Origin of the sequence: Marinobacter sp. LV10R510-11A, assembly GCF_900215155.1 — a bacterium.
In the GTDB taxonomy this organism is placed as follows: domain Bacteria; phylum Pseudomonadota; class Gammaproteobacteria; order Pseudomonadales; family Oleiphilaceae; genus Marinobacter.
The window spans coordinates 841671-862651 of the sequence record NZ_LT907980.1; the positions used below are offsets into that span (position 1 = coordinate 841671).

Here is a 20981-nt window from a genome sequence, read left to right on the forward strand (position 1 = left end):
AGGTGAAACAATTCTATGGGAGTGCCTTTCCAGTGGTCAACAGATCTCTCGTTACGGTGATGAGAGGTAATGTTAACCGCTCAGAAATTATCCTTGCCGTGCCGTATGGCGGCGAAGGTTGCACTGTCAGAGTCTGCGGGCAGCCCTTGCTCCGAACAGTACTGTTTCGCCACGGCCACGATTGCAGGGTCATCCCAGCGCAAAAACGGGTTTAGTTGCTTCTCATCTGCAAGTATCGAGGGCACAGTTGGCTCGCCAGCATCCCGGCGCTCCTTACACTGACGCTCAAAAGCTTCGAGTTTGCTGTCATTTGGCAGCCAGCTACGGGCAAAGCGAAGGTTGGCCAAAGTGTATTCATGGCCACAATATACGGCAGTGGCACCAGGCAGATCCCTGAGGGACTTCAGCGACTCCATCATTTGGCCGGGGGTACCTTCAAACAAGCGGCCACAGCCGCAGACGAAGAGTGTGTCGCCACAAAAGAGAGCGGGGCGGCCGGCAATAGCGACATCGGTAAAGTACGCGATGTGATCTAGGGTATGCCCGGGCACACTCATTACTTGGAATGTGACATCTTCCCACACTACCTCATCGCCTGGGTGAACAAGGCTGGTGCTACCCTTAAAAGGTGAATCCGCAGGCCCGGTTACGCGGCAGTCAGGATGTTCTTGTACCAGCGCTTTTATACCGCCTACGTGATCCGGGTGATGATGGGTAACCAAAATGGTATCGAGCGTCAGCCCTTGTTTGGCAAGGTGATCCTGTACCGGTTTGGCCTGGCCCGGATCCACAATCAATGCTTTGCCGGTGTCTGGGTTTGCAAGACACCATATATAGTTGTCGCTGAATGCCGAGATGGCAGAGATGGTGAGCATCAGATGTCCCCGTATGTGCTTGGCAAGTGTGCCTGATATGATAGAGCATTAAACCCATAGCCCCAACACCCTCTGAATCTGTGACTCTACTTGCAGGTTCTTTGTTAACGCGGGAGTACAGGCAGTGTGAAGAAAGGCCAAATCGTTGATTATCCGTCCCGAAACGAGAGTTTTGAGAACTGGTTTCAGACGCCGCTTGGGCGTACTTTGCTGGCAGATCAGCGAGCCTTGCTTGACCGCAGGCTTGCAAGCCTTACGGGAGCAAGGCAGCTTCAGGTGAGTGTTAGCCACCGGCTGCCGCTTACCAGCGGCACTGACTTTTCGCAGAAAATAATGACGACACCCAGGTGCTTTGCCGGAATACCAGACGGCGTGGTGGTGTGCGATGCGGACGAGTTGCCGTTCCCCGGGGATTCTATGGATTTGGTTGTGCTTCACCACACCGCTGATTTTTCTGATTACCCCCATCAGGTTCTGCGAGAAGGCGCGCGGGTATTGAGGGGCGGCGGCACTATCGCTCTTATTGGCTTTAATCCCATCAGTTTTTGGGGTTTGCGCAGGCTTATATCACGACATCATGCCGGTCCTTGGGGAGGACGCTTTCTTTTACGGCGACGCATGGAAGACTGGCTTAGTCTGCTGGACTTTCAGGTTGAGGTGTCTGTGACCCGGCTTTTTCGCCTGCCTTTCCAGCGCAATGGTGGCAAGGCTTCGGGCAAGTTCAGTGAGCGTTTAGCCAGTTACGGATTCCTGCCGGTTGGGGCGTATTACTGTATCCTTGCGAAAAAACGGGTTTGCGCCCGGATTCCACAACGGAGCCAATGGCGCCAGAAGAAGGTTATGGGGTTGTCCGGAACCAGCACAGCAGGCGCATCTAGAGGCTGCCCTTCACAGAACCGGAACCACCCTGAAGATTGACCGGCCATTATGGGGCCATCAGACCTATATAGAAGCAGGAGTTTTAATGTCCGAAAAGGTAATTGTGTATACCGATGGAGCCTGCAAAGGCAACCCAGGGCCAGGTGGTTGGGGCGTTGTACTCCGTTACGGCGGTGTCTGTAAAACCATGCATGGCGGCGAACGGCAAACCACCAATAATCGCATGGAGTTACTCGCGGCTATTCAAGGTTTGAAGGTACTTAATCGCGGGTGCCAAGTGGAGCTTTATACAGATTCTCAGTATGTGCGTAAGGGTATTACTGAGTGGCTTTCAGGGTGGAAGCGAAACGGCTGGAAAACCGCGGCGAAAAAACCCGTGAAAAACGACGATCTGTGGCGAGAGCTTGATTTGGAAACCACAAAGCATGAAGTTAGCTGGCACTGGGTTAAAGGCCATGCAGGTGTCCCGGATAACGAGCTGGCGGACGAACTTGCGAACAAGGGTGTTGCCGAGCTGATTGGCAGCTGAAGCACACTCTGAACGGAACCTGTGTGGAATATATGAGACAAATTGTACTGGATACAGAAACAACGGGTTTAGACCCCGCAGAAGGGCACCGGATTATCGAGATTGGCTGTGTGGAGATGGTGGAGCGCCAATTAACAGGCCGCAACTACCATGTTTACGTCAATCCCGAGCGGGAAGTGGAAGCGGAGGCCATTACCATCCACGGCATTACCAATGAATTTCTCGTGGATAAGCCAAAGTTTTCGGCTGTCGCTGATGAGTTTTTTGAATTTATAAAAGGCGCTGAACTCGTTATTCATAACGCCGCGTTCGACATCGGTTTCATGGATTCAGAGTTTGGACGGATTAAACCGGTGCGAAAAACCGCCGACCACTGTGGCGTTGTGGACTCCCTTGCCCTCGCCCGCGCGAAGCACCCAGGCCAGAAGAACAACCTGAACGCCCTATGCAAACGCTATGGCGTTGATAACAGCAACCGAGAGCTCCACGGAGCGCTGCTGGATGCGGAAATCCTTGCAGAAGTGTACCTGCTGCTCACGGGTGGACAAACCGCGTTGTCTCTCGATGCAGGGTCTGAAAATGGGGGTGGTTCTGGCGGTATTCGCAGAGTGAGTTCAGATCGTCCTGAGCTGGCTATTGTTAAAGCCACTGAAGCCGAGAATAAAGCCCATCAGGCGTTCATGACGGCTTTGGAAAAAAAGGCCGGCGGTACGGTTTGGAGCAAACTGGAAGGCGCAGAATGAGAACTGGGTCTGCCTGTACCATTTGTTACATTCCGGCTTTGTTGAGGCCCTTGAGTTTTATGTTATAAGTAGTGATAAGTTCGCCAGTTTTCTGGTCGTGCACTTTAGTCGGGAAGAGTGATCCTACTTATAAAAAAGTTTGGCACGCGTCATTGTCAGGCCACAGCTCACCAAGACGGTGCGGTAGTCTCCGCAGATTAATAGGAAGCGTTTATGGTTCAATCGTCTCTGGCGACGAAATCGCAGTCGTTTGATCTGGTCAAAAGTGAAATAGAGCAGACCATCAAGCAGGCAGAATCCAGTCTTGAGCGCTTTCAGGAAAACCGTGAGAGCGGGGAGGATTTGCAGAACTGCCTGGATTTCCTGAATCAGCTTCGTGGCATCTTCATTCTGGTGGAACTTCGCGGCGGTACGCTGCTCTGCCAAGAAGCGGTCTCCATGGCAAACGATGTACCTGTCGGCGCAAACGACGACAAGAACATCCTGCTTACCACGTTGAACAGTGCGCTATTTATCCTTCGCCGCTACGTAGAATACTACCATCAGCAGCGCGCGGATCACCCTGAACTGCTGCTGCCAGTTATCAACGAACTGCGAGAAGCCCGTCGCGAAAAACCCTACCCGGAATCCTGCTTCTTCGAAGTTGATGTTAAAGACCGCCCGGATTTTTGCTCAGGCCTGTCGGTTCAGGCGTTCGAAGGCACTGACGCCGAATACGAGATCGTTGCCCGGCGCATGCGCCTTACCTTTCAGGTAGCCTTGCTGGGCATACTCAGGGATCGGAACCCGGTGGTCAGTCAAAAACTTATAGGCCGCGCCGCACGGGGTTTTGCCCGCTTGTGTCAGGGCGCGCCCATGGGTCAAATGTGGTGTCTCGTCGCAATTGCCGCAGACACCATGGTAGACCGCGCCATGACCTTTACCAAAGCCCGCAAGCGCATGTTTATGCGTATCGAAAAGTATTCACGGGAATTGGTTTATGTCGGTAAGGTCGCAACCGCTAAGGACGCGCCTGACTCGCTCATTCGTGATCTTGTTTACCTAGTTTACCGCAGTGGTTCCGGCAATCCCGAAGCCACTCGTGTTCTGTCTGCTTTCCAGTTGGTTCCGGCCGAGTTTTCAGATTCCATTCTTGATGCCCACGCACGGCGCTTGTATGGCCCGGGCACGGATGTGCTGGAATCTCTTTCCGAAGCCTTGCAGGATGAACTCAACCAACTCAAAGATAAGCTCGATATCATAGAGCGAGGCATTGAGCCGGATTTGGCCGAGCTCTCATCCATAGCGGAAACTCTGGAACGTCTTGGGAATACACTGCTTATGCTGGGCCTTAATCGCCTGGCAACCATAGCTCGCGAAGAGGCGGTTACGCTTCGCACATGGGAAGCTGAATCCCGGTTGCCTGGTGAGGAGGAGCTTTTTCGTCTCGCCGATTCGGTATTGAGTATTGAAGATGCGGTTATGCAAATTGTTAGCCGCGGAATCACAGCAGAGACAGACGCACTGGCAGGCAGTGAGCGAAGCCGTGAGCAATCCATCTATTTCCAAGAAGCAGTCTATGTCGTTGCCGATGAGGCCCGTGGTGCGCTCACGTTAGCCAAGCGTGCGATTACAGCCTTTGTGGAATCAGATTACGACAAGCTTCACCTCGCTAATCTGCCCGCTACTTTGCACAGTATTTGGGGCGGACTGAAGATGGTAAATGATCCCGGGGCAGCTCACGTTCTTAAGCGTGTTGCTGCATCCATTCAGGAGCGTTTATTAGACGCCCGTGAAGCGCCCGAAACTCAGGTTCTGGAAGCGCTGGCAGATGCTCTGACATCTCTTGAGTATTATATTGAAAGCATTGGTAAGCGTGAGGAGAGTAATGCCGACCTGCTCAGACTGGCGGAAACATCGATGGATGATGTAGGGCTGTAATGATGTTCTAGCGAATAGGCTTTACACAATTAAAAACCCGCGCCTAGCGCGGGTTTTTTGTGAGCTCAACGGGGCGGTATTAGCCCATGTTGAACAGCTCACCCAGCTTTGTGGCCAACATCATGTCGCCTTCGGCGCGAAGCTGGCCTGCCATAAAGGCTTGCATGCCGTCAGTTTCGCCGGACACGATACCTTCCAGAGTTTCAGCATTCATGATCAGCGTTACAGAAGGATCAGCGTGAGCGCCGTCGTTCAGCTTGCAAGTGCCGTCATTGATGACCAAGTTGTAGCTCTTGTCGCCTTCGATATCAAACTGAAACACCAGGTCTAGGCCCTGAGCTGCGTCTGCGTTGAAATTTTTCTCGAGTTTTTCAAAGATTTGATCTACAGACATTGTTTTACCCTTTTTGATGGTTGTCTTGTCATGATAACGGCTTTACGTGCCTAGCTTTGATCGCCTTGGCGGTAGCCGGGTAGAGCCGACTTCGCAAATCGACTTTATGGTGAGATGTTACCCCTGTCAAGCTCGATCGAACGCTTGTTTTAATTTATTTGCTCTGCTTATCACCAGAGTTTCGGTAAGTTACACTCTCGTGCTTGCATAACTTCCTGGAGAAGCGTTTTGGAGTTTCTGACTGAATACGGTTTATTTTTGGCGAAAGTGATCACCTTTGTTGTTGCAGCAGTGGTGGTTGTGTCCATTATTGTCTCTGCTACCCACAAAGACCGGGGCGATCATGAAGATGACGGTGAGCTGCAGATTCTTAAGCTCAACGAAAAGTACCGCAAGCTTCGTGAGACCATTCAAGCTCGGCTCATGTCCGAACACGAGCTGAAAGCTTGGAGCAAAGCAAAAAAGAAAGAAGATAAAGCAGAAAAGAAAGCCGGAAAAGCAAAGAAAGGAGATGCAGGCGCTGTTAAAGAAGCGCCAGGGCGTATCTATGTGCTCGATTTTGATGGTGATATAAAAGCCAGTGATACTGAACCGCTTCGTCGTGCCATCTCTGCGGTATTGAGTGTTGCCGAGCAAGATAAGGATGAAGTAGTCATTCGCCTCGAGAGCGGCGGTGGCCTTGTGCACTCCTACGGCCTCGCGGCAGCGCAACTGGATCGTATCCGCAGTAAAGGTATCCATCTTACCGCGTGCGTCGATAAGGTTGCCGCTAGTGGCGGTTACATGATGGCCTGTGTTGCAGACCGAATCATTGCCTCACCTTTCGCGGTTCTTGGCTCAATTGGCGTGGTGGCTCAGCTACCGAATTTTCACCGCCTGCTCAAGAAAAACAACGTGGATTTCGAAATACTCACCGCGGGTGAGCACAAGCGCACCATGACCATCTTCGGCGAAAACACCGACAAAGGCCGTCAGAAATTTCTTGATGACCTGGAAGATACCCATGTCCTATTCAAAGACTATGTCAGTGAACGCCGTCCTGAGCTTGATATTGCGGCGGTAGCAACGGGTGATATTTGGTTCGGTAAGCGGGCGCTTGAGGTAAAACTCATCGATGAAATCAAAACCTCAGACGAATTTCTCATTGAAGCTTGCGACCGCGCAGACGTAGTCTCCGTGTCATTCCAGCGCAAACGAACCCTGCCGGAGAAGCTCGGGCTGGCAACCAGTGCAGCACTCGAGCACAGTGTATGGAAGGTTCTGAGCGCTTTTCGCAACCAGAAAATTCAGTAGCTAACAGCAAACGGGGAAGATCATGACGAGCGAAACCCAATTCAAAGCCTGGCGTGTCGAGGAACAGGATGGCGCCTATAAAGGCGCCGAACAGACTCTTAGCACCAGAGATCTCCCGCCGGGTGAGGTCCTGATAAAAGTCAGCTACTCATCACTGAATTACAAAGACGCGCTCTCTGCCTCCGGCAACAAGGGTGTCACCCGCTCGTTTCCCCACACACCGGGCATCGATGCTGCTGGCGAAGTTGTCGAATCCGCCACCGGAACCCCGGCTGTTGGCAGCCAAGTGATCGTAACCGGCTACGACTTGGGCATGAACACCGACGGCGGCTTTGGCGAATACATTCGCGTGCCTTCCGCTTGGTGCGTATCTACGCCTGCCGGCTGGGAATCCGAAACTGCAATGGTCTACGGCACCGCGGGCCTGACAGCCGGCTTGAGCGTCCAGAAGCTCCTAACCATGGGTGCCAAGCCAGAGCAAGGCAAAGTCGCCGTTTCGGGCGCCTCCGGAGCCGTGGGCAGCATTGCGGTAGAACTTCTGGCAAAGCTGGGCTTTGATGTTGTAGCCATCAGCGGCAAAGCCGATCACGTTGCAAGCTTGAAAGAACTTGGTGCTACTGAGGTAGTAGGGCGTGACGCACTGGCTGAAGATAAGAAACCCATGCTGAAGCCGGCCTTCGCCAACGCCGTGGACACGGTTGGCGGGACACCTCTGGCTGAACTGCTTAAACAGATCCAGCCGGGCGGTTCAGTTTCCTGCTGTGGCCTAGTTGCAGGGCCACAACTTCAGACTACGGTTCTGCCGTTTATTCTGCGTGGTGTAAACCTTCTGGGTGTGGATTCGGTAGAAATTCCGTTGGCTGAGAAAGAAGCTGTGTGGAATAGATTCGCGAGCGCCTGGAAATGCCCGAAGGCAGAAGCGTCTGCAAAGCAGATTGGCCGTGCTGATCTCGATGAAGCGCTGAAAGCGTTCCTGAAAGGCGAATCAGCAGGGAAAATCGTTTTAGATCACGCGATCTGAAATGCCATAGTTTGAGCAGTTAGGGTCGAAGGGCTTATCAAAACCGTGCGGAGCCATGGATGGCGGAGCCGAGCGTACACGGACGTATTCACAGCGTGTTTTGATAAGCTCTTCGGCCCTAACTGCGTACTCCAGCGTTCGGAACTAAGAAGCCCGACGCCGAAACAAAGGCAAGTCCGTATCCGTAGCAGCCTGATACCCCTGGCTGAAGAAGTTCAAAGACCGCGCAGCCTTACGAATATCTTTATCCGGCCGCAACTCATAAGTATCAAAGCCACAGCGCTTCATAAATTGAAGCTGATCCAGCAACACATCACCAATGGCCCGCAGCTCATTTTTGTAGCCAAAACGCTCCCGCAGCAATCTCGCAGTGCTATAGCCCCTGCCATCGCTAAACTTCGGAAAGTTAACCGCAATCAAAGGCAGCTCATGAACGTGATCCGCCAGAACGCCTGGCTCATCATGGCTATCTAACCAAACGCCGATATCGTCGTTCCCGGCAAACTGTTCACGATTTTCAATCCACAGATCTGCTGGAATCAGCGCTTTTTGCTGCTCAGGAATATCCGGAGAGTCACCGTTTTCACGCCGTTGAACCACAACCCAAGGGTTTTGACGGACGCTGCCATCTCGGAAAATAATATCAGGCATAAACCCGCTCCTTGAAAGGACTGATACCAACACGGCGGTAGGTGTCCAAGAAAGACTCCTCTTCCGTACGCTTATCAACGTACACATCAATAATCTTCGCAATCACGTCGGGCATATCATCCCGGGCGAAAGACGGCCCCAGAATCTTGCCGATAGAAGCATCGTGCTGTGACGCGCCGCCAAGACTTACCTGATAAAACTCCTGGCCTTTTTTATCGACACCCAGAACACCAATGTTGCCCACATGGTGGTGGCCACAAGCATTCATGCACCCGGAGATATTCAGGTCGATATTGCCAATGTCGTACAGGTAATCGAGGTTATCAAAGCGTCGCTGAATGGCCTCGGCAACGGGAATTGACTTGGCATTTGCCAGAGCACAAAAATCCCCGCCCGGGCAGCAGATAATATCCGTTAGAGTGTGCAGGTTGGCGGTGCCAAAGCCCATGGGGCCGAGCTGTTGCCAAAGCTCCAGTAAGCGATCCTGGCGCACATCTGCGAGCACCACGTTTTGATGGTGTGTTACCCGTACTTCACCAAAACTGTATTCGTCTGCAAGGTCTGCAATCTGCTCAAACTGCTTATCGGTGACGTCTCCCGGAGGCGTTCCGGTTTCCTTCAAGGTCAGCGATACAATGGCGTAACCGGGCTTTTTATGGGTGTCTATGTTGTGCTGCAGCCACTGATCAAATGTACGGTTTTCGAACCTTTGCTGTGCAAGCAACTCAGTTGCGTTGTCCAACTGTGCATAATCGGGTTCGGTAAAGTAACCCTGGACGCGCTCGATAGCCTCCGGAGTGAGCCGGGTAGGAGAATCTTTAATGTGCGCCCACTCAGATTCCACTTTCTCTGCAAAGCCTTCTGGGGTTAGGGCTTTTACCAGGATCTTAATACGGGCCTTAAACTTGTTATCACGGCGACCGTAACGGTTATAGACCCTGAGAACAGATTCAAGATAGGTCAGTAGATCCAGCTCAGGTAGAAATTCACGGATTACAGGAGCAACCATGGGTGTGCGCCCAAGCCCGCCGCCTACATGTACCCGAAAACCTAACTCGCCGGCTTCATTACGCACGATTTGGAGGCCAATGTCGTGCACCTGAATGGCTGCTCTGTCTGTTTTTTCAGACGCATTGACAGCCACTTTGAATTTTCTGGGCAGGTACGCGAATTCCGGATGAAAAGTCGACCACTGGCGAATAATTTCGCAGTAGGGCCGGGGATCCGTAATTTCGTCGGCTTGCGCACCCGCAAACTGATCTGTGGTGGTGTTTCTGATGCAGTTGCCGCTGGTTTGGTTGGCGTGCATTTCCACCTCTGCCAGCTCAGCGAGAATATCAGGCACACTTTCCAAAGCAGGCCAGTTAAGTTGTACGTTCTGGCGCGTGGTAAAGTGTGCGTAGCCTTTATCGTAATCCCGCGTAATACGTGCCAGACGGCGCAGTTGAACAGAACGCAGCATGCCGTAAGGTACGCAGATACGCAGCATGGGTGCTAGCCGTTGGATGTAAAGCCCGTTCTGGAGGCGCAAAGGAAGAAATTCGTCTTCCTCCAGCTCTCCAGCCAGCGCCCGTTCGGTCTGATCGCGGAACTGTGCAACCCGCTCGGCGGCCATTTGCCGGTCGTGCTCATCGTATACGTACATAAAGGAAAGTCCTGTACAATAATATCGTAGCGGCATGCACCCAAGGGAGTTCGATTCCGGACTGTAGGGTTGCGCCCGAAAATCGGGAGCCTTATATCTGAAACGAAGGATAGCAGGCCATTCTTATTCTAGAAACGATTATTTCAAGATATGATTATCGATTCAAGCGATAAGCCGGTGCGTTGCGGGCTAGACGAATGTCAATTTACTGCTTTACTGATGGGGGAGGCGATGGTGTTGGCCTGCTTCACTAAATTTTGATGCAATAAACTCGGGAAAGGAGCAAATAATGAAGAAGTTAATGCAATCAGACAGCCAGGTCGATGCCATAGCTGCCGTATTGATTATTGCGCTTGTGGTTACATTTGCTGTGATGTGGGTGTCCGGCCAGTAACGCTACTGCCCGGAGAGTGCTAACTGCACAATCAGTACGAGTGTGCCGATAAAGAGGGCTGTGAACAGCAAGCCACCGATAATGTAGGGCCACGGGCTGTGGCTACCAAAATCTTCTCCATGGTGCTTGCTGGACTGAACCCCTAGGGCGCCGGCTGCGACGCTCTGCATCACTTTAAAAACGCTGGGGCCCCGAGGCTTTTTGTTTTTATCAGTCTCTGTGCCAGACGACTTTGTCATAAAATTCATCCTATCTGCGTGTAAATTTAGCTTTTACTCATCTGGATCATAAGCGAGGCTGGGTGCCAACCAACGTTCTGTTTCCGCTTTGGAAAGACCTTTACGCTCAGCATAGTCTTCAACCTGATCTACGCCAATTTTACCCACCGCGAAAAACTTGGATTCGGGGTGCGAGAAGTACCAGCCCGACACTGCGGCAGTCGGGAACATAGCAAAGCTCTCTGTCATCTCGATGCCCGTTTGCGCGGTGGCGTCTAGGAGTTCGAACAGTGTCGCTTTCTCTGTGTGGTCAGGGCAGGCGGGGTAGCCAGGCGCTGGGCGGATTCCGTGATAGCGCTCTTTGATCAGGTCTTCGGTGCCTAATGTTTCATCGCTGTTATAGCCCCAGAACTCTTTGCGTACTCGCTGGTGCATGCGTTCGGCAAAAGCTTCGGCCAAGCGGTCTGCCAAGCCTTTCACCATGATCGCGTTATAGTCGTCGTTGGCGTTTTTATATTCCAACGACATTTCTTCTGCACCTATACCGGTGGTCACCGCAAAACCGCCAATATAGTCACAATGCTCTGTGCCTTTTTCAGCCACAAAGTCAGACAGCGTCATCATGGATTTATTCGGAGCCTTGTCATCCTGCTGACGCAGGTGGTGCAGGGTGGTCAGCTCTTCGCTTCGGCTTTCGTCTGTGTACACCACAATATCGTCACCGCGGCGATGTGCAGGCCAGAAACCTATGACGCCCGAGGCACTTACGCGCTTTTCATCAACCATCTTGCGAAGAATGATCTGGGCATCATCGAACAGGTTGCGGGCGGCTTCGCCTCGCTTGGGATCGTCGAAAATCTGTGGGTATTTGCCGGCGATGTCCCAAGAAATGAAGAATGGCGTCCAATCTATGTAGGGCTCTAGCTCGGCCAAATCATACTCTTCAAATAACCGAATACCGGTGAAAGCAGGCTTGGGCGGCACGTAGTTTTCGAAATTAATTTTTGGAGCCCGCGCCCGTGCTTCTTTCAGGCTGACGAGCTTGGTGCGATCACCCCTGTGTTTGCGCCGTTCGCGGATTTTGTCGTATTCGTCGCGGGCGTCGCTTACTAACTTGGGCTTGGCAGTCTCACTAAGAAGCTGCGAGGCAACGCTAACGCACCGGGAGGCATCCGATACGTACAGGGCAATGTCGTTTTTATAGTGGGGTTCAATTTTTACCGCGGTATGTGCTTTCGACGTGGTTGCCCCGCCAATCATCAAGGGCAGGTGGAAGTCGAGGCGCTGCATCTCCCGGGCAACGTGCACCATTTCATCCAATGATGGGGTGATCAGTCCGCTTAGCCCAACAATATCTACATCGTACTCTTTGGCAGCGGCGAGAATTTTGTCGCAGGGCACCATAACGCCCATGTCGATGACCTCATAGTTGTTGCACTGCAGCACCACGCTCACGATGTTCTTGCCGATGTCGTGCACATCGCCTTTTACCGTGGCCATCAGGATTTTGCCTTTGGCGCGCTGGCCCTCAGATTTCTCCGCTTCAATAAACGGAATCAGGTGTGCCACTGCCTGTTTCATCACCCGGGCACTTTTGACCACTTGGGGTAAGAACATCTTGCCGTCACTGAACAGGTCGCCGACCACGTTCATGCCGTCCATCAACGGGCCTTCAATGACGTGAATTGGGCGCTCGGCTTGCTGACGGCACTCTTCGGTGTCTTCAATAATAAAGTTGGTAATACCTTTTACCAAGGAGTGTTCCAGACGCTTAGTGACTGGCCACTCACGCCACGCCAGATCTTCCTCCTGGGTCTTGCCGCCTTTGCCCTTGTAGCGCTCGGCAATTTCCAGAAGGCGATCAGTGGCGTCATCGCGGCGGTTAAGTACAACATCCTCAACCAGTTCTTTCAGCTCTGGATTGATCTCGTCGTAAATCACCAGCTGGCCGGGGTTTACAATACCCATGTTCATGCCGGCTTTGATTGCGTGGTAGAGAAAGACCGAGTGGATGGCCTCACGCACGATATCGTTGCCACGGAAGGAGAAGGAAACGTTACTCACACCGCCCGAAATAGACGCGTGGGGCAAATTTGCCCGAATCCAACGCGCGGCGTTTATGTAGTCCACGGCGTAGTTGTTGTGCTCTTCGATACCTGTAGCAATGGCGAAAACGTTCGGGTCGAAAATAATGTCACCGGGGTTGAAGCCAATGCCAATCAAAACGTCATAAGAGCGCTTACAGATTTCGGTTTTGCGTTCATAGGTGTCCGCCTGTCCGTCTTCATCAAAGGCCATGACCACCACTGCGGCGCCATATCGCATGCAGTCTCGGGCGCGTTTGATGAATTCGTCTTCGCCTTCCTTCAGGCTGATGGAGTTCACCACCGCCTTGCCTTGAATGCAACGCAGCCCAGCCTCGATCACGTCCCATTTGGAAGAGTCGAGCATAATGGGCACACGGGAGATGTCCGGCTCGGAGGCAACCAGATTCAGGAAGATGACCATCACCTCCTTGGACTCCAGCATGCCCTCGTCCATGTTGATGTCGATAATCTGGGCCCCGTTTTCTACCTGATCCCGAGCTACGCTTAGGGCTTCTTCGTACTGCTCTTCTTTAATCAGGCGTAGGAACCGCTTGGAGCCGGTTACGTTAGTCCGCTCACCCGCGTTAATAAACAGGGTGTTCTCATCGCCGGTGAAGGGCTCAAGGCCAGAAAGACGTAAAGCTTCCGGGCGCTCAGGTATCTTCCGTGGTGGGTACTTGGATACGGCTTTTGCGACCGCTTCTATGTGTTCCGGGGTGGAACCACAGCACCCGCCAATGATGTTTAGAAAGCCATCCCGCGCAAAACCTTCAATGGTTTCTGCCATTTCTTCAGGCGTTTGATCGTACTCACCAAATTCGTTAGGCAGGCCCGCGTTGGGGTGTGCGCTAACATAGGTGTTGGCTTTGGCTGACAGCTCTTCCACGTAAGGGCGTAATGCATCCGCACCCAGGGCACAGTTCAAGCCCACTGAAATCGGGCGAGAATGGGCGATGGAGTTCCAGAATGCCTCAGTGGTTTGGCCAGACAGCGTGCGACCAGACGCATCGGTAATGGTTCCGGAAATCATGATCGGCAGTTCGGTACCACTGTCTAAAAAATACTGCTGTGTGGCGTAAATCGCTGCTTTCGCGTTCAGAGTATCGAAAATGGTTTCGATGAGGATTATATCGCAACCGCCTTCAACCAGGCCTTCTACCGATTCGTAGTAATTGTCGACCAAGGTTTGAAAATCAGTGTTTCGGAAGCCTGGGTCGTTCACATCGGGAGATAACGAGGCGGTTTTCGAAGTGGGTCCAACAGCGCCTGCTACAAACCGGGGTTTAGAGGGGTCTTTGGCGGTATATTCATCCGCCACCTGTCGTGCAAACTTTGCAGCGGCCACGTTCAGCTCTTTGGAGAACTCTTCTAGGCCATAATCCGATTGAGACACGCGGGTTGAGTTGAAGGTGTTGGTTTCAATAATGTCCGCGCCAGCATCTAGGTAGTCGGCGTGTATGTTCCGCATGAGGGCAGGTTGAGTAAGATTCAGCAGGTCATTGTTGCCCTGTACCTCACGGTCATAGTCGGCAAACCGATCGCCCCGGAACGCTTGCTCGTCCAGCTTCAGGTTCTGGATCATGGTTCCCATACCACCATCAAGAATCACAATGCGTTCCCGCAGGGCTTTGTGAAGTTGTGTCAGGCGAATGTCGCGATCGGTCATAGTCAGTATTCCGGATGTCGTTATTAACGGCGTATTTGCTTCAATGGCGCGGGATGATAGCAAAAATGTCAGCGCCAGTCGTAGTTCCGTCCGTAGTTATTCTTTACTTGCGTCAAGTGTGGTGCGCGGGGCGTGTGGTACGGGAAAGTGACTACCCCATGAAAGACCAACTAATTTACTTGGTCTTTCATGTTGGCGCGAACTCCCCTAAAATGACTCTGAACTTACCAACGGGTTGAAAACATGACTTTGGTTACTGTGACAGATCCCGCACGGGATTATCTTGCGGAGCTTATTGAAAAGCAGGATGTGGAAGGCATGGGTGTACGAATTTTCGTAACGCAGCCAGGTACCAAAAATGCAGAAACCTGCTTGGCTTATTGCCCTCCTAACGAGATTGTACCTACCGATGAGCAGGTCGATCTGAAAAGATTCACGCTGTACTTGGATCATAACTCCGTCCCCTTCCTCGAAGAAGCGTATGTGGATTACTCCAAGGATCAGATGGGCGGCCAGCTCACAATCAAGGCGCCGAACGCCAAGGTTCCAAGCGTTGATGAAAACGCGCCACTGCCTGACCGAGTAAACTACGTGTTGGCTTCGGAAATCAACCCCAACTTGGCTTCACACGGCGGCGAAGTGTCACTGGTTGAAATCGTTGATGGATCTGTTGCTGTTTTACGTTTTGGCGGCGGCTGCCAGGGCTGTTCCGCAGTAAGCCTTACTCTGAAGCAGGGTGTTGAAACGACGCTCAAGGACAGGGTACCGGAAATAACAACAGTGCGTGATGTAACAGATCACACACAGACTGAGAACGCTTACTACCAGTAGTGATCAACTGCCCAGCTAAAGGGCAGCCGTTCGCTCGATTACGGAAACACCTGACCATTGCTGTGCAGGTGTTTCCGGAAAATAAAACCTCGTTATGTCAGTGACATCTCGTAAAACCTGCCTAGTTCCCACACATACCCGCAAAACGCTGCTCTACTTGCTGTAGGACAATGGCGGTTCGGCCAATGTTACAGAATCCTGGCTGCCGCATGATCTGCATTATAGATAGAGGCGGTAGCTGCTGGCCCGCCGGACTATAAATGACATAATATGCAGATGCTTCATCTGCATTTGTATAACCGGGGTTCCACTTGTTTGACGCTGCGCTTCTGTCCGTGCCCATTACGGCCGCCTTGGTAGGCTGGTTTACCAACTGGCTTGCCATACAGATGTCTTTCTATCCGGTAAAGTTTATGGGTGTTGGTGCCATCGGCTGGCAGGGTGTTATTCCACGTAAATCCGAGAAAATGGCTCATATCTGTATTGACCGAACGCTTCGGCAATTTGGCGATTTAAATGCCGTTTATCAGAAGCTTGAACCCCAGCGCATTATTGAACAGGTGATCTCCCAGGTAACACCGCGGCTGGATGAGTATATTGATGAAGTTATGTACGAAATCCAACCGGTACTCTGGGATAATCTGCCCTTATTTTTACGCCGACGGATTTACCGATGGGCCCGGGAGCAGCTACCGGCTCGGGTTGAGGATCTGGTCGATGATTTTGGGGATGACCTTGATGAACTGGTCGACCTAAAAGCGCTGCTGAGTCGTGAACTGAAACAACACCCAGACCTCATGAATCGCATATTCAAACAAGCGGGTTCGGTTGAACTCAAGTCGGTTATCAACCGCGGAGCTATTATTGGCGGAATTCTGGGCTGCTTTCTCGCACCAGCTTGGTCTGCCTACCCAACACCCTGGCTGCTGCCTATTGGCGGGTTTTTGATCGGCTTTATTACGAACTGGCTGGCCATTAATCTGATCTTTGCGCCGCTAAAGCCCCGTCGGTTTCTGTTCTGGAAGATTCAGGGGTTATTTTTACGACGCCAGCCAGAAATCAGTGATATCTGGGCAAAGCTGGTTGCAGAAGAGTTGATCACGGTGGAAAAAGTGGCTGACGCCATGCTTAACGGTAGCGGGGGCGACCGCACCCGGGCCATTATACAAAAGCACCTAAGGCCTTTGCTGGATAACTCTCTGCTAATGAAACTCGGTGCCCAAATAACGGTTGGTATGAGCGGCTATACCGACTTGAAGAAAGCGATGAATGAGCAGGCGGTGCTTGCGACCCACGATGTGTTCAGCGATCCGAGCTTTAATAAGGAGCGAGCACCGGTTGTCGCCGGCGTGCTAGCCGGACAAATGAGAGCACTCCGGCCGGCGGAGTTCCAGGATATACTTCGCCCTGCATTTCGCGAGGAAGAGATTCAGCTCATGTTTATTGGCGGCATATTCGGCGCGTTGGCTGGAGCCGTTCAGTTTTTTGCACTGACCTAAAGGAGGGCGCCATGCCTGCCTGGGCACTATTTACTACACTTACTACACAGTTTTTTGTGACGGCTGCTGCTGTTTTTGTTGTTCTCTGGGGCTTTTGGGCACTGGTGGTTCGGCCTTACCTGGATCGCAAGGTAGCTGAGCTTGTAGCGGCGACAGAGGAAATTGAACCGCGAGTGGCGCTTGGAGTGAAAAAGGGCGTTGCCGACACCATTCGGGAGCTGCCTGAAAGCGCCTGGGATGGCACCGTAAAAGAATCGACCCGGCAGTTCCTCAAGTTCGGTTCAGGGTTGTTTGAAAACGGCCTCAGTAGCTTACTGGGCAGCGCCGCTGACCTAGAGCGCCGAAAGCAGCCGCCAGATACACCCTAAAGGCAGTTTGTCGGCCGTGGCAGACCGGCTATGCGGCACGCTGTTTTTGCAGGGGTGCCAGGAAACAACTGCATAAGATAAATACTGTTCCCCTTGTCTTCACCTAAAGCCTCCCTCACCGCTTTGACGAACAACCGGTTGGAGGGCGGCGACAGTTCATGTTCTTTGTAAAACAAGCGAAGAAACGTGATGATTTCCCAGTGTTTCTCATCAAGACCTATGTGGTCATCTTCCGCAATTGTCGCTGCAATTTCAGGTGACCAGTCGCGTGCGTTTTCGAGAAAACCCTCATTATTTCTTGCAGGCATTAGAAGCTTTGTCATGGATCACCAGCTGATTATGTGTTGGGCCTGAACCGTCAGATCAACCATGGCCGGGAAGTCCACAAGGGTCACCTTAGCGCCGCACTGCCCAACACCGCGAGCTACAGCGTCCGGCGCCAGTGCATAAACGGGAATGCTGGGGTCATGCCCGCCCGATACAGCAAGTGCGAGCACCGCACTCTCAGTAAGCAACAGCGCATCCCCGGGCCTGAGCGCGTGCTTGCACTGCGCTGTGCGCGGATGACCGGGCACTTTGTTCAGAATGTGAAGGGTATGAATGGGTGTCATAACGGGTTCCCGCTCTGTTAGAGCGTGTTTGGGTATCAACCAGCAAAGGCAGTGTGTGCGTATTGATGCAGCAGATCCGAACTGCTTTCAGTCATGACGACACCTGCCACCATATCTTCCAGGGCGAGCCCATATTGGGTGCAGGCCGCTGCGTCTGCGTGCATAGCTTCTACGCCGAAAATGGGTGCTGCGGAAAGGTTCTTTTCCACGGACTTCTGTTCAATGCCGCTGGTTTCCTGGGATCTCCGTAGCCAGTTAACGCCCGCGCCGGTAAAAAGCAGCGACACGGATTGGTCAAACGCAGCCAGCGAAAAGGCCATGTCGAGGGCCTCACGGCCAGCCCAGGTTCCGTATGGAGGTTGGTCAATTACAATCAACGTGCTCATGTTCAGCCTCCCCCATGGAAATAAAGAACGCGTGACGACGCCATGGTGCCTTCAACCCACTCACCAAGCCCGGCAATAATGAAAGGCTCCAGCAGGTTGCTGGCCGGCAGCTCATACCGTTTTTGTTCTGCACTGTCTACCAGCCCACGCCTTAACGCAGAAGCGATACAGGCGACCCCGGGTATGGCGTTATCTTTCAGGAACCTTGCCCATTCAGCAGGCCAATGGGTTTCGTCTGAAGGCGGTGCAGCGAGCGCTGAGGCAAGATGCACTCCATCACCATAGAGAAATACTCTGTCCAATGTATGGCCTGCAGCGACTGCCGCCCGAGCGAAGGACAGGGCCGTCTGCGGAGCTTGGGAAGAATAGGGCGCCCCGGTAATGACCAGCGTGTAGTTTTGCAGAAGGTTAGCAGCCATGATTGCAGTTCTTGCCTGAAGTTAAGCCAGTGTACCTGTTAGCCAATGTACCTGTTAGTTAGTGTAGCAATAGCAAAAACCCCGGCAAAGGCCGGGGTTTTTGCTAACTATGGCGTGCCCAAAGGCACCCCAGATACTAATCGCCGGAGAAGGCGCCGGTAAGATACAACAGGGCCAAGAACAGGTTGTAGATGTTCAGGTACAAGCCCGTAGTGGCCATGATGTAGTTGGTTTCACCACCGTTCACGATACGGCTTGTGTCATACAGGATGAAACCGGACATCAGGAACACGATCGCAGCACTGATGGCCAGGCTGAGTGCAGTGATCTCAACCCCGAACATTGCAGCAACCATGGAGCCAAGAGCCGCTACCAACACTACAACCAGGCCGGCAACCAGCATGCCACGCATGAAGCTGAAGTCTTTTTTGGTGGTCAGTACATAGCCGGACAGGGCGAAAAATACCACACCAGTGCCGCCTAGGGCCTGCATGACTATCTGCCCGCCGTTGTTGAGCTGCAAGTAATACAGCAGACTTGGACCAAGCGAAAGACCCAGCAGGCCAGTGAAGGCGAACACAACGGCAATGCCGGCAGAGCTATTGGCGGTGCGCGGCAGCACAAACCAGATCAAAGCAAGAGCGCCCAGGCTGCATACAAGGCTTGCGCCTTGGCTCAGACCCATGGACATGGACACGCCCGCCATGGCAGCACTGAATACCAGCGTCATTGCAAGCAGGGTGTAAGTGTTGCGCAAAACCTTGGTCGCCGAAGCACTGATGGGTGCGGTAGCGGACCCACGGGCAATCATGCCCTTGTGGTTCTGCTGTGCATTGTACTGTCTGTTTTGCATTCTGATCTCCGGTTTAATACAGCTTAATTGGTTGTCGACGCCAGGCGCGGTGCCTGATAAACGCCAATCACCTAGAATTACACTCTATAGTAATGTCGAATTCTGAACTTTCAATCATTTACGACATGAAAGTACCCTACAGATTCCATTAAAAGCAGTTAATGTTGAAGTATGCATGGAATTTTAAGCAGGGCGTTGACAGTACAGGCAATTCCGGTATCATGCACACCGCTGTCGCTAGGCAGCAATGGAAAACCGGTGGGCTGGCAGAGCGGCTTAATGCAGCGGTCTTGAAAACCGCCGTACGTTAGTAGCGTACCCGGGGTTCGAATCCCTGGCCCACCGCCATTTTTCCATAAAATCAAGATTTTATTCCTCCTTCTGAAGACCTGTCTGCGCTGGTGCTCTGGGCTAACCAGGTTTTATCGTCACTGATTTCTACACTAGACTCTGCCATGACCTGCCCGCTCAATTATGGCACTGTGTTGGCATGTGCCCATTTTGGCATAATCCACGCTGCTGAGATGGGCAGGTGAAAACATCATGTCTTGGATGACAGCTATGACAGCGTCCGTATTGATCTATTACGACCTTCGCATGCTCGGTCACAATCCACACGGCTGGGATCCTGGCCGTCCCGAATGGACTGACGCAGTCAAGGCGATGATTGAGCTGCAGTACCCCAATGCCAACCTGGACACCTATAGCCACCCCGAACGCCCGGATCGGCTGACCGCGATTGTCGATCAGCTGCTTAAGGAGCCTATCGACGGCTTGCGCTGGATGCTGCCGGCCCCGGCCAGCGCCACTCAGCTCGAGCGGGCACATGATGCAGCCTATGTGGCCCACATCGAGTCGCTGGATGGACAATTCGGCTGGCTGGCCAAGGATACGACCGCAGTATCGCCAGGCAGCGTGCTAGCGGCTCGCTTGGCTGCCGGTTCGGGAATCAGCGCGATTGAAGCTATCGCCGCCGGTGAGGCCCAGCGGGCGTTCTGCATCGTGCGCCCGCCGGGCCATCATGCTCCGGCCGATCGTGCCCGGGGCTTCTGTCTTTATAACAACCTGGCGGTCACCGCGGCGCATGCACGCAAAGCGCTCGGCAACGAACGGGTCATGATCTGGGACTGGGACATGCATCACGGCAACGGCACTCAGGCCATTTTCTATGACGATCCCAGCGTGCTGGTGGTCGATAGCCACTGCGCGGCACCGTTCTACCCGGGCAGCGGACTGCTGGCTGAAACCGGAACTGGAGCGGGCCTCGGTTACCATCTCAACGTGCCACTGCCCACGGGTTTTGGCAACGCCGCACTACTGAAGGTGTTTGAACAGGTCGTGCGCCCGGCGGCACGCGCATTCCGGCCTGATATTCTGCTGGTATCGAGTGGCTTCGATTGCCATTACCTTGACATGGTCTGCAACATGGATGAAACCGGCTATGCCGCCGTCACTCAGCGCATGAGCGACCTGGCCGACGAGCTATGTGATGGCCGCCTGGTACTGATGCTGGAAGGCGGCTACAACGCCAAGGCTTTGGCTGACAGCGCGTATGCTGTAAGCGAGGCGCTGGCGGGGAAACCGTTGAGTGCGCTTAACGTCCTAGCGGACGACCCCGGTTGTGCGGCCGTGTCCGATGCAGCGGTGTTCCATGCCGAATTCATAGGTAGTGATTAAGCTGAGTCACCCCCATCTCGTT

The 20981-nt window shown here is 53.0% G+C and carries 21 protein-coding genes and 1 tRNA gene; 11 read left to right on the top strand and 11 right to left on the bottom strand.

The window, feature by feature from the left end; translation table 11 throughout:
• Window positions 1-80: 80 nt before the first annotated feature.
• Window positions 81-875: a hydroxyacylglutathione hydrolase gene (gene gloB, locus CPH80_RS03980; RefSeq protein WP_096275717.1), complete on the bottom strand. Its 795-nt coding sequence runs from the start codon at window positions 873-875 to the stop codon at window positions 81-83.
• Between the two features lie 126 nt (window positions 876-1001).
• Here gloB and CPH80_RS03985 point away from each other — a divergent pair, with 126 nt between their 5' ends.
• The 4 genes from CPH80_RS03985 to CPH80_RS04000 all read left to right on the top strand — a co-directional run bounded on the left by CPH80_RS03985 (window position 1002) and on the right by CPH80_RS04000 (window position 4946).
• Window positions 1002-1793, top strand: coding sequence for a class I SAM-dependent methyltransferase (locus tag CPH80_RS03985; RefSeq protein WP_096275718.1), 792 nt, complete (start codon window positions 1002-1004; stop codon window positions 1791-1793).
• Window positions 1794-1839: 46 nt separating this feature from the next.
• Complete coding sequence (gene rnhA / locus CPH80_RS03990; RefSeq protein ID WP_096275719.1) at window positions 1840-2283, top strand: ribonuclease HI; 444 nt, start codon at window positions 1840-1842, stop codon at window positions 2281-2283.
• A gap of 32 nt (window positions 2284-2315) precedes the next feature.
• A complete protein-coding gene (dnaQ, locus tag CPH80_RS03995; protein ID WP_096275720.1) occupies window positions 2316-3026 on the top strand; it encodes a DNA polymerase III subunit epsilon in 711 nt (236 codons plus the stop codon).
• A gap of 213 nt (window positions 3027-3239) precedes the next feature.
• Window positions 3240-4946 (top strand): chemotaxis protein, encoded by a 1707-nt coding sequence (locus CPH80_RS04000; RefSeq protein WP_096275721.1) that lies wholly within the window; start codon window positions 3240-3242, stop codon window positions 4944-4946.
• Window positions 4947-5025: 79 nt separating this feature from the next.
• On the opposite strand, the gene CPH80_RS04005 is transcribed toward CPH80_RS04000, so the two are convergent.
• On the bottom strand, window positions 5026-5340 hold the full coding sequence (locus tag CPH80_RS04005) for an SCP2 sterol-binding domain-containing protein (protein ID WP_096275722.1): 315 nt from the start codon (window positions 5338-5340) through the stop codon (window positions 5026-5028).
• A 228-nt stretch (window positions 5341-5568) separates the two neighbouring features.
• Between CPH80_RS04005 and sohB the strand changes: the two genes are divergently transcribed.
• Together sohB and CPH80_RS04015 are read left to right on the top strand one after the other, a co-directional pair.
• Window positions 5569-6633 (top strand): protease SohB, encoded by a 1065-nt coding sequence (sohB, locus tag CPH80_RS04010; RefSeq protein WP_096275723.1) that lies wholly within the window; start codon window positions 5569-5571, stop codon window positions 6631-6633.
• 22 nt (window positions 6634-6655) lie between these two features.
• Window positions 6656-7654, top strand: coding sequence for a YhdH/YhfP family quinone oxidoreductase (locus tag CPH80_RS04015; RefSeq protein WP_096275724.1), 999 nt, complete (start codon window positions 6656-6658; stop codon window positions 7652-7654).
• A 144-nt stretch (window positions 7655-7798) separates the two neighbouring features.
• Here CPH80_RS04015 and CPH80_RS04020 read toward each other — a convergent pair whose 3' ends face one another.
• The 4 genes from CPH80_RS04020 to metH all read right to left on the bottom strand — a co-directional run bounded on the left by CPH80_RS04020 (window position 7799) and on the right by metH (window position 14315).
• The gene (locus CPH80_RS04020; RefSeq protein ID WP_096275725.1) at window positions 7799-8305 is read right to left on the bottom strand and encodes a DUF934 domain-containing protein; all 507 of its coding nucleotides are present in this window, start codon (window positions 8303-8305) and stop codon (window positions 7799-7801) included.
• Entirely contained in the window at window positions 8298-9950 is a 1653-nt protein-coding gene (locus CPH80_RS04025) for a nitrite/sulfite reductase (protein ID WP_096275726.1), read from the bottom strand. The genes CPH80_RS04020 and CPH80_RS04025 overlap by 8 nt, the downstream gene beginning before the upstream one ends.
• Window positions 9951-10346: 396 nt before the next feature.
• Window positions 10347-10583 carry a DUF2970 domain-containing protein gene (locus tag CPH80_RS04030; protein ID WP_096275727.1) on the bottom strand — a complete coding sequence of 79 codons (237 nt, stop codon included), beginning with the start codon at window positions 10581-10583 and terminating at the stop codon, window positions 10347-10349.
• Between the two features lie 33 nt (window positions 10584-10616).
• The gene (metH, locus tag CPH80_RS04035) at window positions 10617-14315 is read right to left on the bottom strand and encodes a methionine synthase (RefSeq protein WP_096275728.1); all 3699 of its coding nucleotides are present in this window, start codon (window positions 14313-14315) and stop codon (window positions 10617-10619) included.
• A 243-nt stretch (window positions 14316-14558) separates the two neighbouring features.
• Here metH and nfuA point away from each other — a divergent pair, with 243 nt between their 5' ends.
• The 3 genes from nfuA to CPH80_RS04050 all read left to right on the top strand — a co-directional run bounded on the left by nfuA (window position 14559) and on the right by CPH80_RS04050 (window position 17013).
• Complete coding sequence (nfuA, locus tag CPH80_RS04040; RefSeq protein WP_096275729.1) at window positions 14559-15146, top strand: Fe-S biogenesis protein NfuA; 588 nt, start codon at window positions 14559-14561, stop codon at window positions 15144-15146.
• A 311-nt stretch (window positions 15147-15457) separates the two neighbouring features.
• Window positions 15458-16645 (top strand): hypothetical protein, encoded by a 1188-nt coding sequence (locus CPH80_RS04045; RefSeq protein WP_096275730.1) that lies wholly within the window; start codon window positions 15458-15460, stop codon window positions 16643-16645.
• Window positions 16646-16656: 11 nt separating this feature from the next.
• Complete coding sequence (locus CPH80_RS04050) at window positions 16657-17013, top strand: hypothetical protein (protein WP_096275731.1); 357 nt, start codon at window positions 16657-16659, stop codon at window positions 17011-17013.
• Here the strand turns inward: CPH80_RS04050 and CPH80_RS04055 are convergent.
• From CPH80_RS04055 to CPH80_RS04075, 5 genes are all read right to left on the bottom strand, one after another.
• Window positions 17010-17336, bottom strand: a complete 327-nt coding sequence (locus tag CPH80_RS04055; RefSeq protein WP_096275732.1) for a TusE/DsrC/DsvC family sulfur relay protein — start codon at window positions 17334-17336, stop codon at window positions 17010-17012. The two genes, CPH80_RS04050 and CPH80_RS04055, sit on opposite strands and share 4 nt — an antisense overlap.
• A gap of 3 nt (window positions 17337-17339) precedes the next feature.
• Window positions 17340-17624, bottom strand: coding sequence for a sulfurtransferase complex subunit TusB (gene tusB, locus CPH80_RS04060; protein ID WP_096275733.1), 285 nt, complete (start codon window positions 17622-17624; stop codon window positions 17340-17342).
• A 35-nt stretch (window positions 17625-17659) separates the two neighbouring features.
• Window positions 17660-18010, bottom strand: coding sequence for a DsrE family protein (locus tag CPH80_RS04065; RefSeq protein ID WP_096275734.1), 351 nt, complete (start codon window positions 18008-18010; stop codon window positions 17660-17662).
• Between the two features lie 2 nt (window positions 18011-18012).
• Window positions 18013-18429, bottom strand: coding sequence for a sulfurtransferase complex subunit TusD (tusD, locus tag CPH80_RS04070; protein WP_096275735.1), 417 nt, complete (start codon window positions 18427-18429; stop codon window positions 18013-18015).
• Between the two features lie 136 nt (window positions 18430-18565).
• Window positions 18566-19282, bottom strand: coding sequence for a Bax inhibitor-1 family protein (locus CPH80_RS04075; RefSeq protein WP_096275736.1), 717 nt, complete (start codon window positions 19280-19282; stop codon window positions 18566-18568).
• Between the two features lie 257 nt (window positions 19283-19539).
• Here CPH80_RS04075 and CPH80_RS04080 point away from each other — a divergent pair.
• A tRNA-Ser gene (locus CPH80_RS04080) sits at window positions 19540-19630 on the top strand.
• Window positions 19631-19825: 195 nt separating this feature from the next.
• Window positions 19826-20959, top strand: coding sequence for a histone deacetylase (locus CPH80_RS04085; protein WP_096275737.1), 1134 nt, complete (start codon window positions 19826-19828; stop codon window positions 20957-20959).
• Window positions 20960-20981 lie beyond the last annotated feature (22 nt).

Excerpts from the sequence above, each read along its gene's own strand:
- gloB (WP_096275717.1), bottom strand. The coding sequence starts at position 875 with ATGCTCACCATCTCTGCCATCTCGGCATTCAGCGACAACTATATATGG.
- rnhA (WP_096275719.1), top strand. The coding sequence starts at position 1,840 with ATGTCCGAAAAGGTAATTGTGTATACCGATGGAGCCTGCAAAGGCAAC.
- dnaQ (WP_096275720.1), top strand. The coding sequence starts at position 2,316 with ATGAGACAAATTGTACTGGATACAGAAACAACGGGTTTAGACCCCGCA.
- CPH80_RS04000 (WP_096275721.1), top strand. The coding sequence starts at position 3,240 with ATGGTTCAATCGTCTCTGGCGACGAAATCGCAGTCGTTTGATCTGGTC.
- CPH80_RS04005 (WP_096275722.1), bottom strand. The coding sequence starts at position 5,340 with ATGTCTGTAGATCAAATCTTTGAAAAACTCGAGAAAAATTTCAACGCA.
- CPH80_RS04015 (WP_096275724.1), top strand. The coding sequence starts at position 6,656 with ATGACGAGCGAAACCCAATTCAAAGCCTGGCGTGTCGAGGAACAGGAT.
- CPH80_RS04020 (WP_096275725.1), bottom strand. The coding sequence starts at position 8,305 with ATGCCTGATATTATTTTCCGAGATGGCAGCGTCCGTCAAAACCCTTGG.
- CPH80_RS04025 (WP_096275726.1), bottom strand. The coding sequence starts at position 9,950 with ATGTACGTATACGATGAGCACGACCGGCAAATGGCCGCCGAGCGGGTT.
- CPH80_RS04030 (WP_096275727.1), bottom strand. The coding sequence starts at position 10,583 with ATGACAAAGTCGTCTGGCACAGAGACTGATAAAAACAAAAAGCCTCGG.
- metH (WP_096275728.1), bottom strand. The coding sequence starts at position 14,315 with ATGACCGATCGCGACATTCGCCTGACACAACTTCACAAAGCCCTGCGG.
- nfuA (WP_096275729.1), top strand. The coding sequence starts at position 14,559 with ATGACTTTGGTTACTGTGACAGATCCCGCACGGGATTATCTTGCGGAG.
- CPH80_RS04050 (WP_096275731.1), top strand. The coding sequence starts at position 16,657 with ATGCCTGCCTGGGCACTATTTACTACACTTACTACACAGTTTTTTGTG.
- CPH80_RS04055 (WP_096275732.1), bottom strand. The coding sequence starts at position 17,336 with ATGACAAAGCTTCTAATGCCTGCAAGAAATAATGAGGGTTTTCTCGAA.
- tusB (WP_096275733.1), bottom strand. The coding sequence starts at position 17,624 with ATGACACCCATTCATACCCTTCACATTCTGAACAAAGTGCCCGGTCAT.
- CPH80_RS04065 (WP_096275734.1), bottom strand. The coding sequence starts at position 18,010 with ATGAGCACGTTGATTGTAATTGACCAACCTCCATACGGAACCTGGGCT.
- tusD (WP_096275735.1), bottom strand. The coding sequence starts at position 18,429 with ATGGCTGCTAACCTTCTGCAAAACTACACGCTGGTCATTACCGGGGCG.
- CPH80_RS04075 (WP_096275736.1), bottom strand. The coding sequence starts at position 19,282 with ATGCAAAACAGACAGTACAATGCACAGCAGAACCACAAGGGCATGATT.
- CPH80_RS04085 (WP_096275737.1), top strand. The coding sequence starts at position 19,826 with ATGTCTTGGATGACAGCTATGACAGCGTCCGTATTGATCTATTACGAC.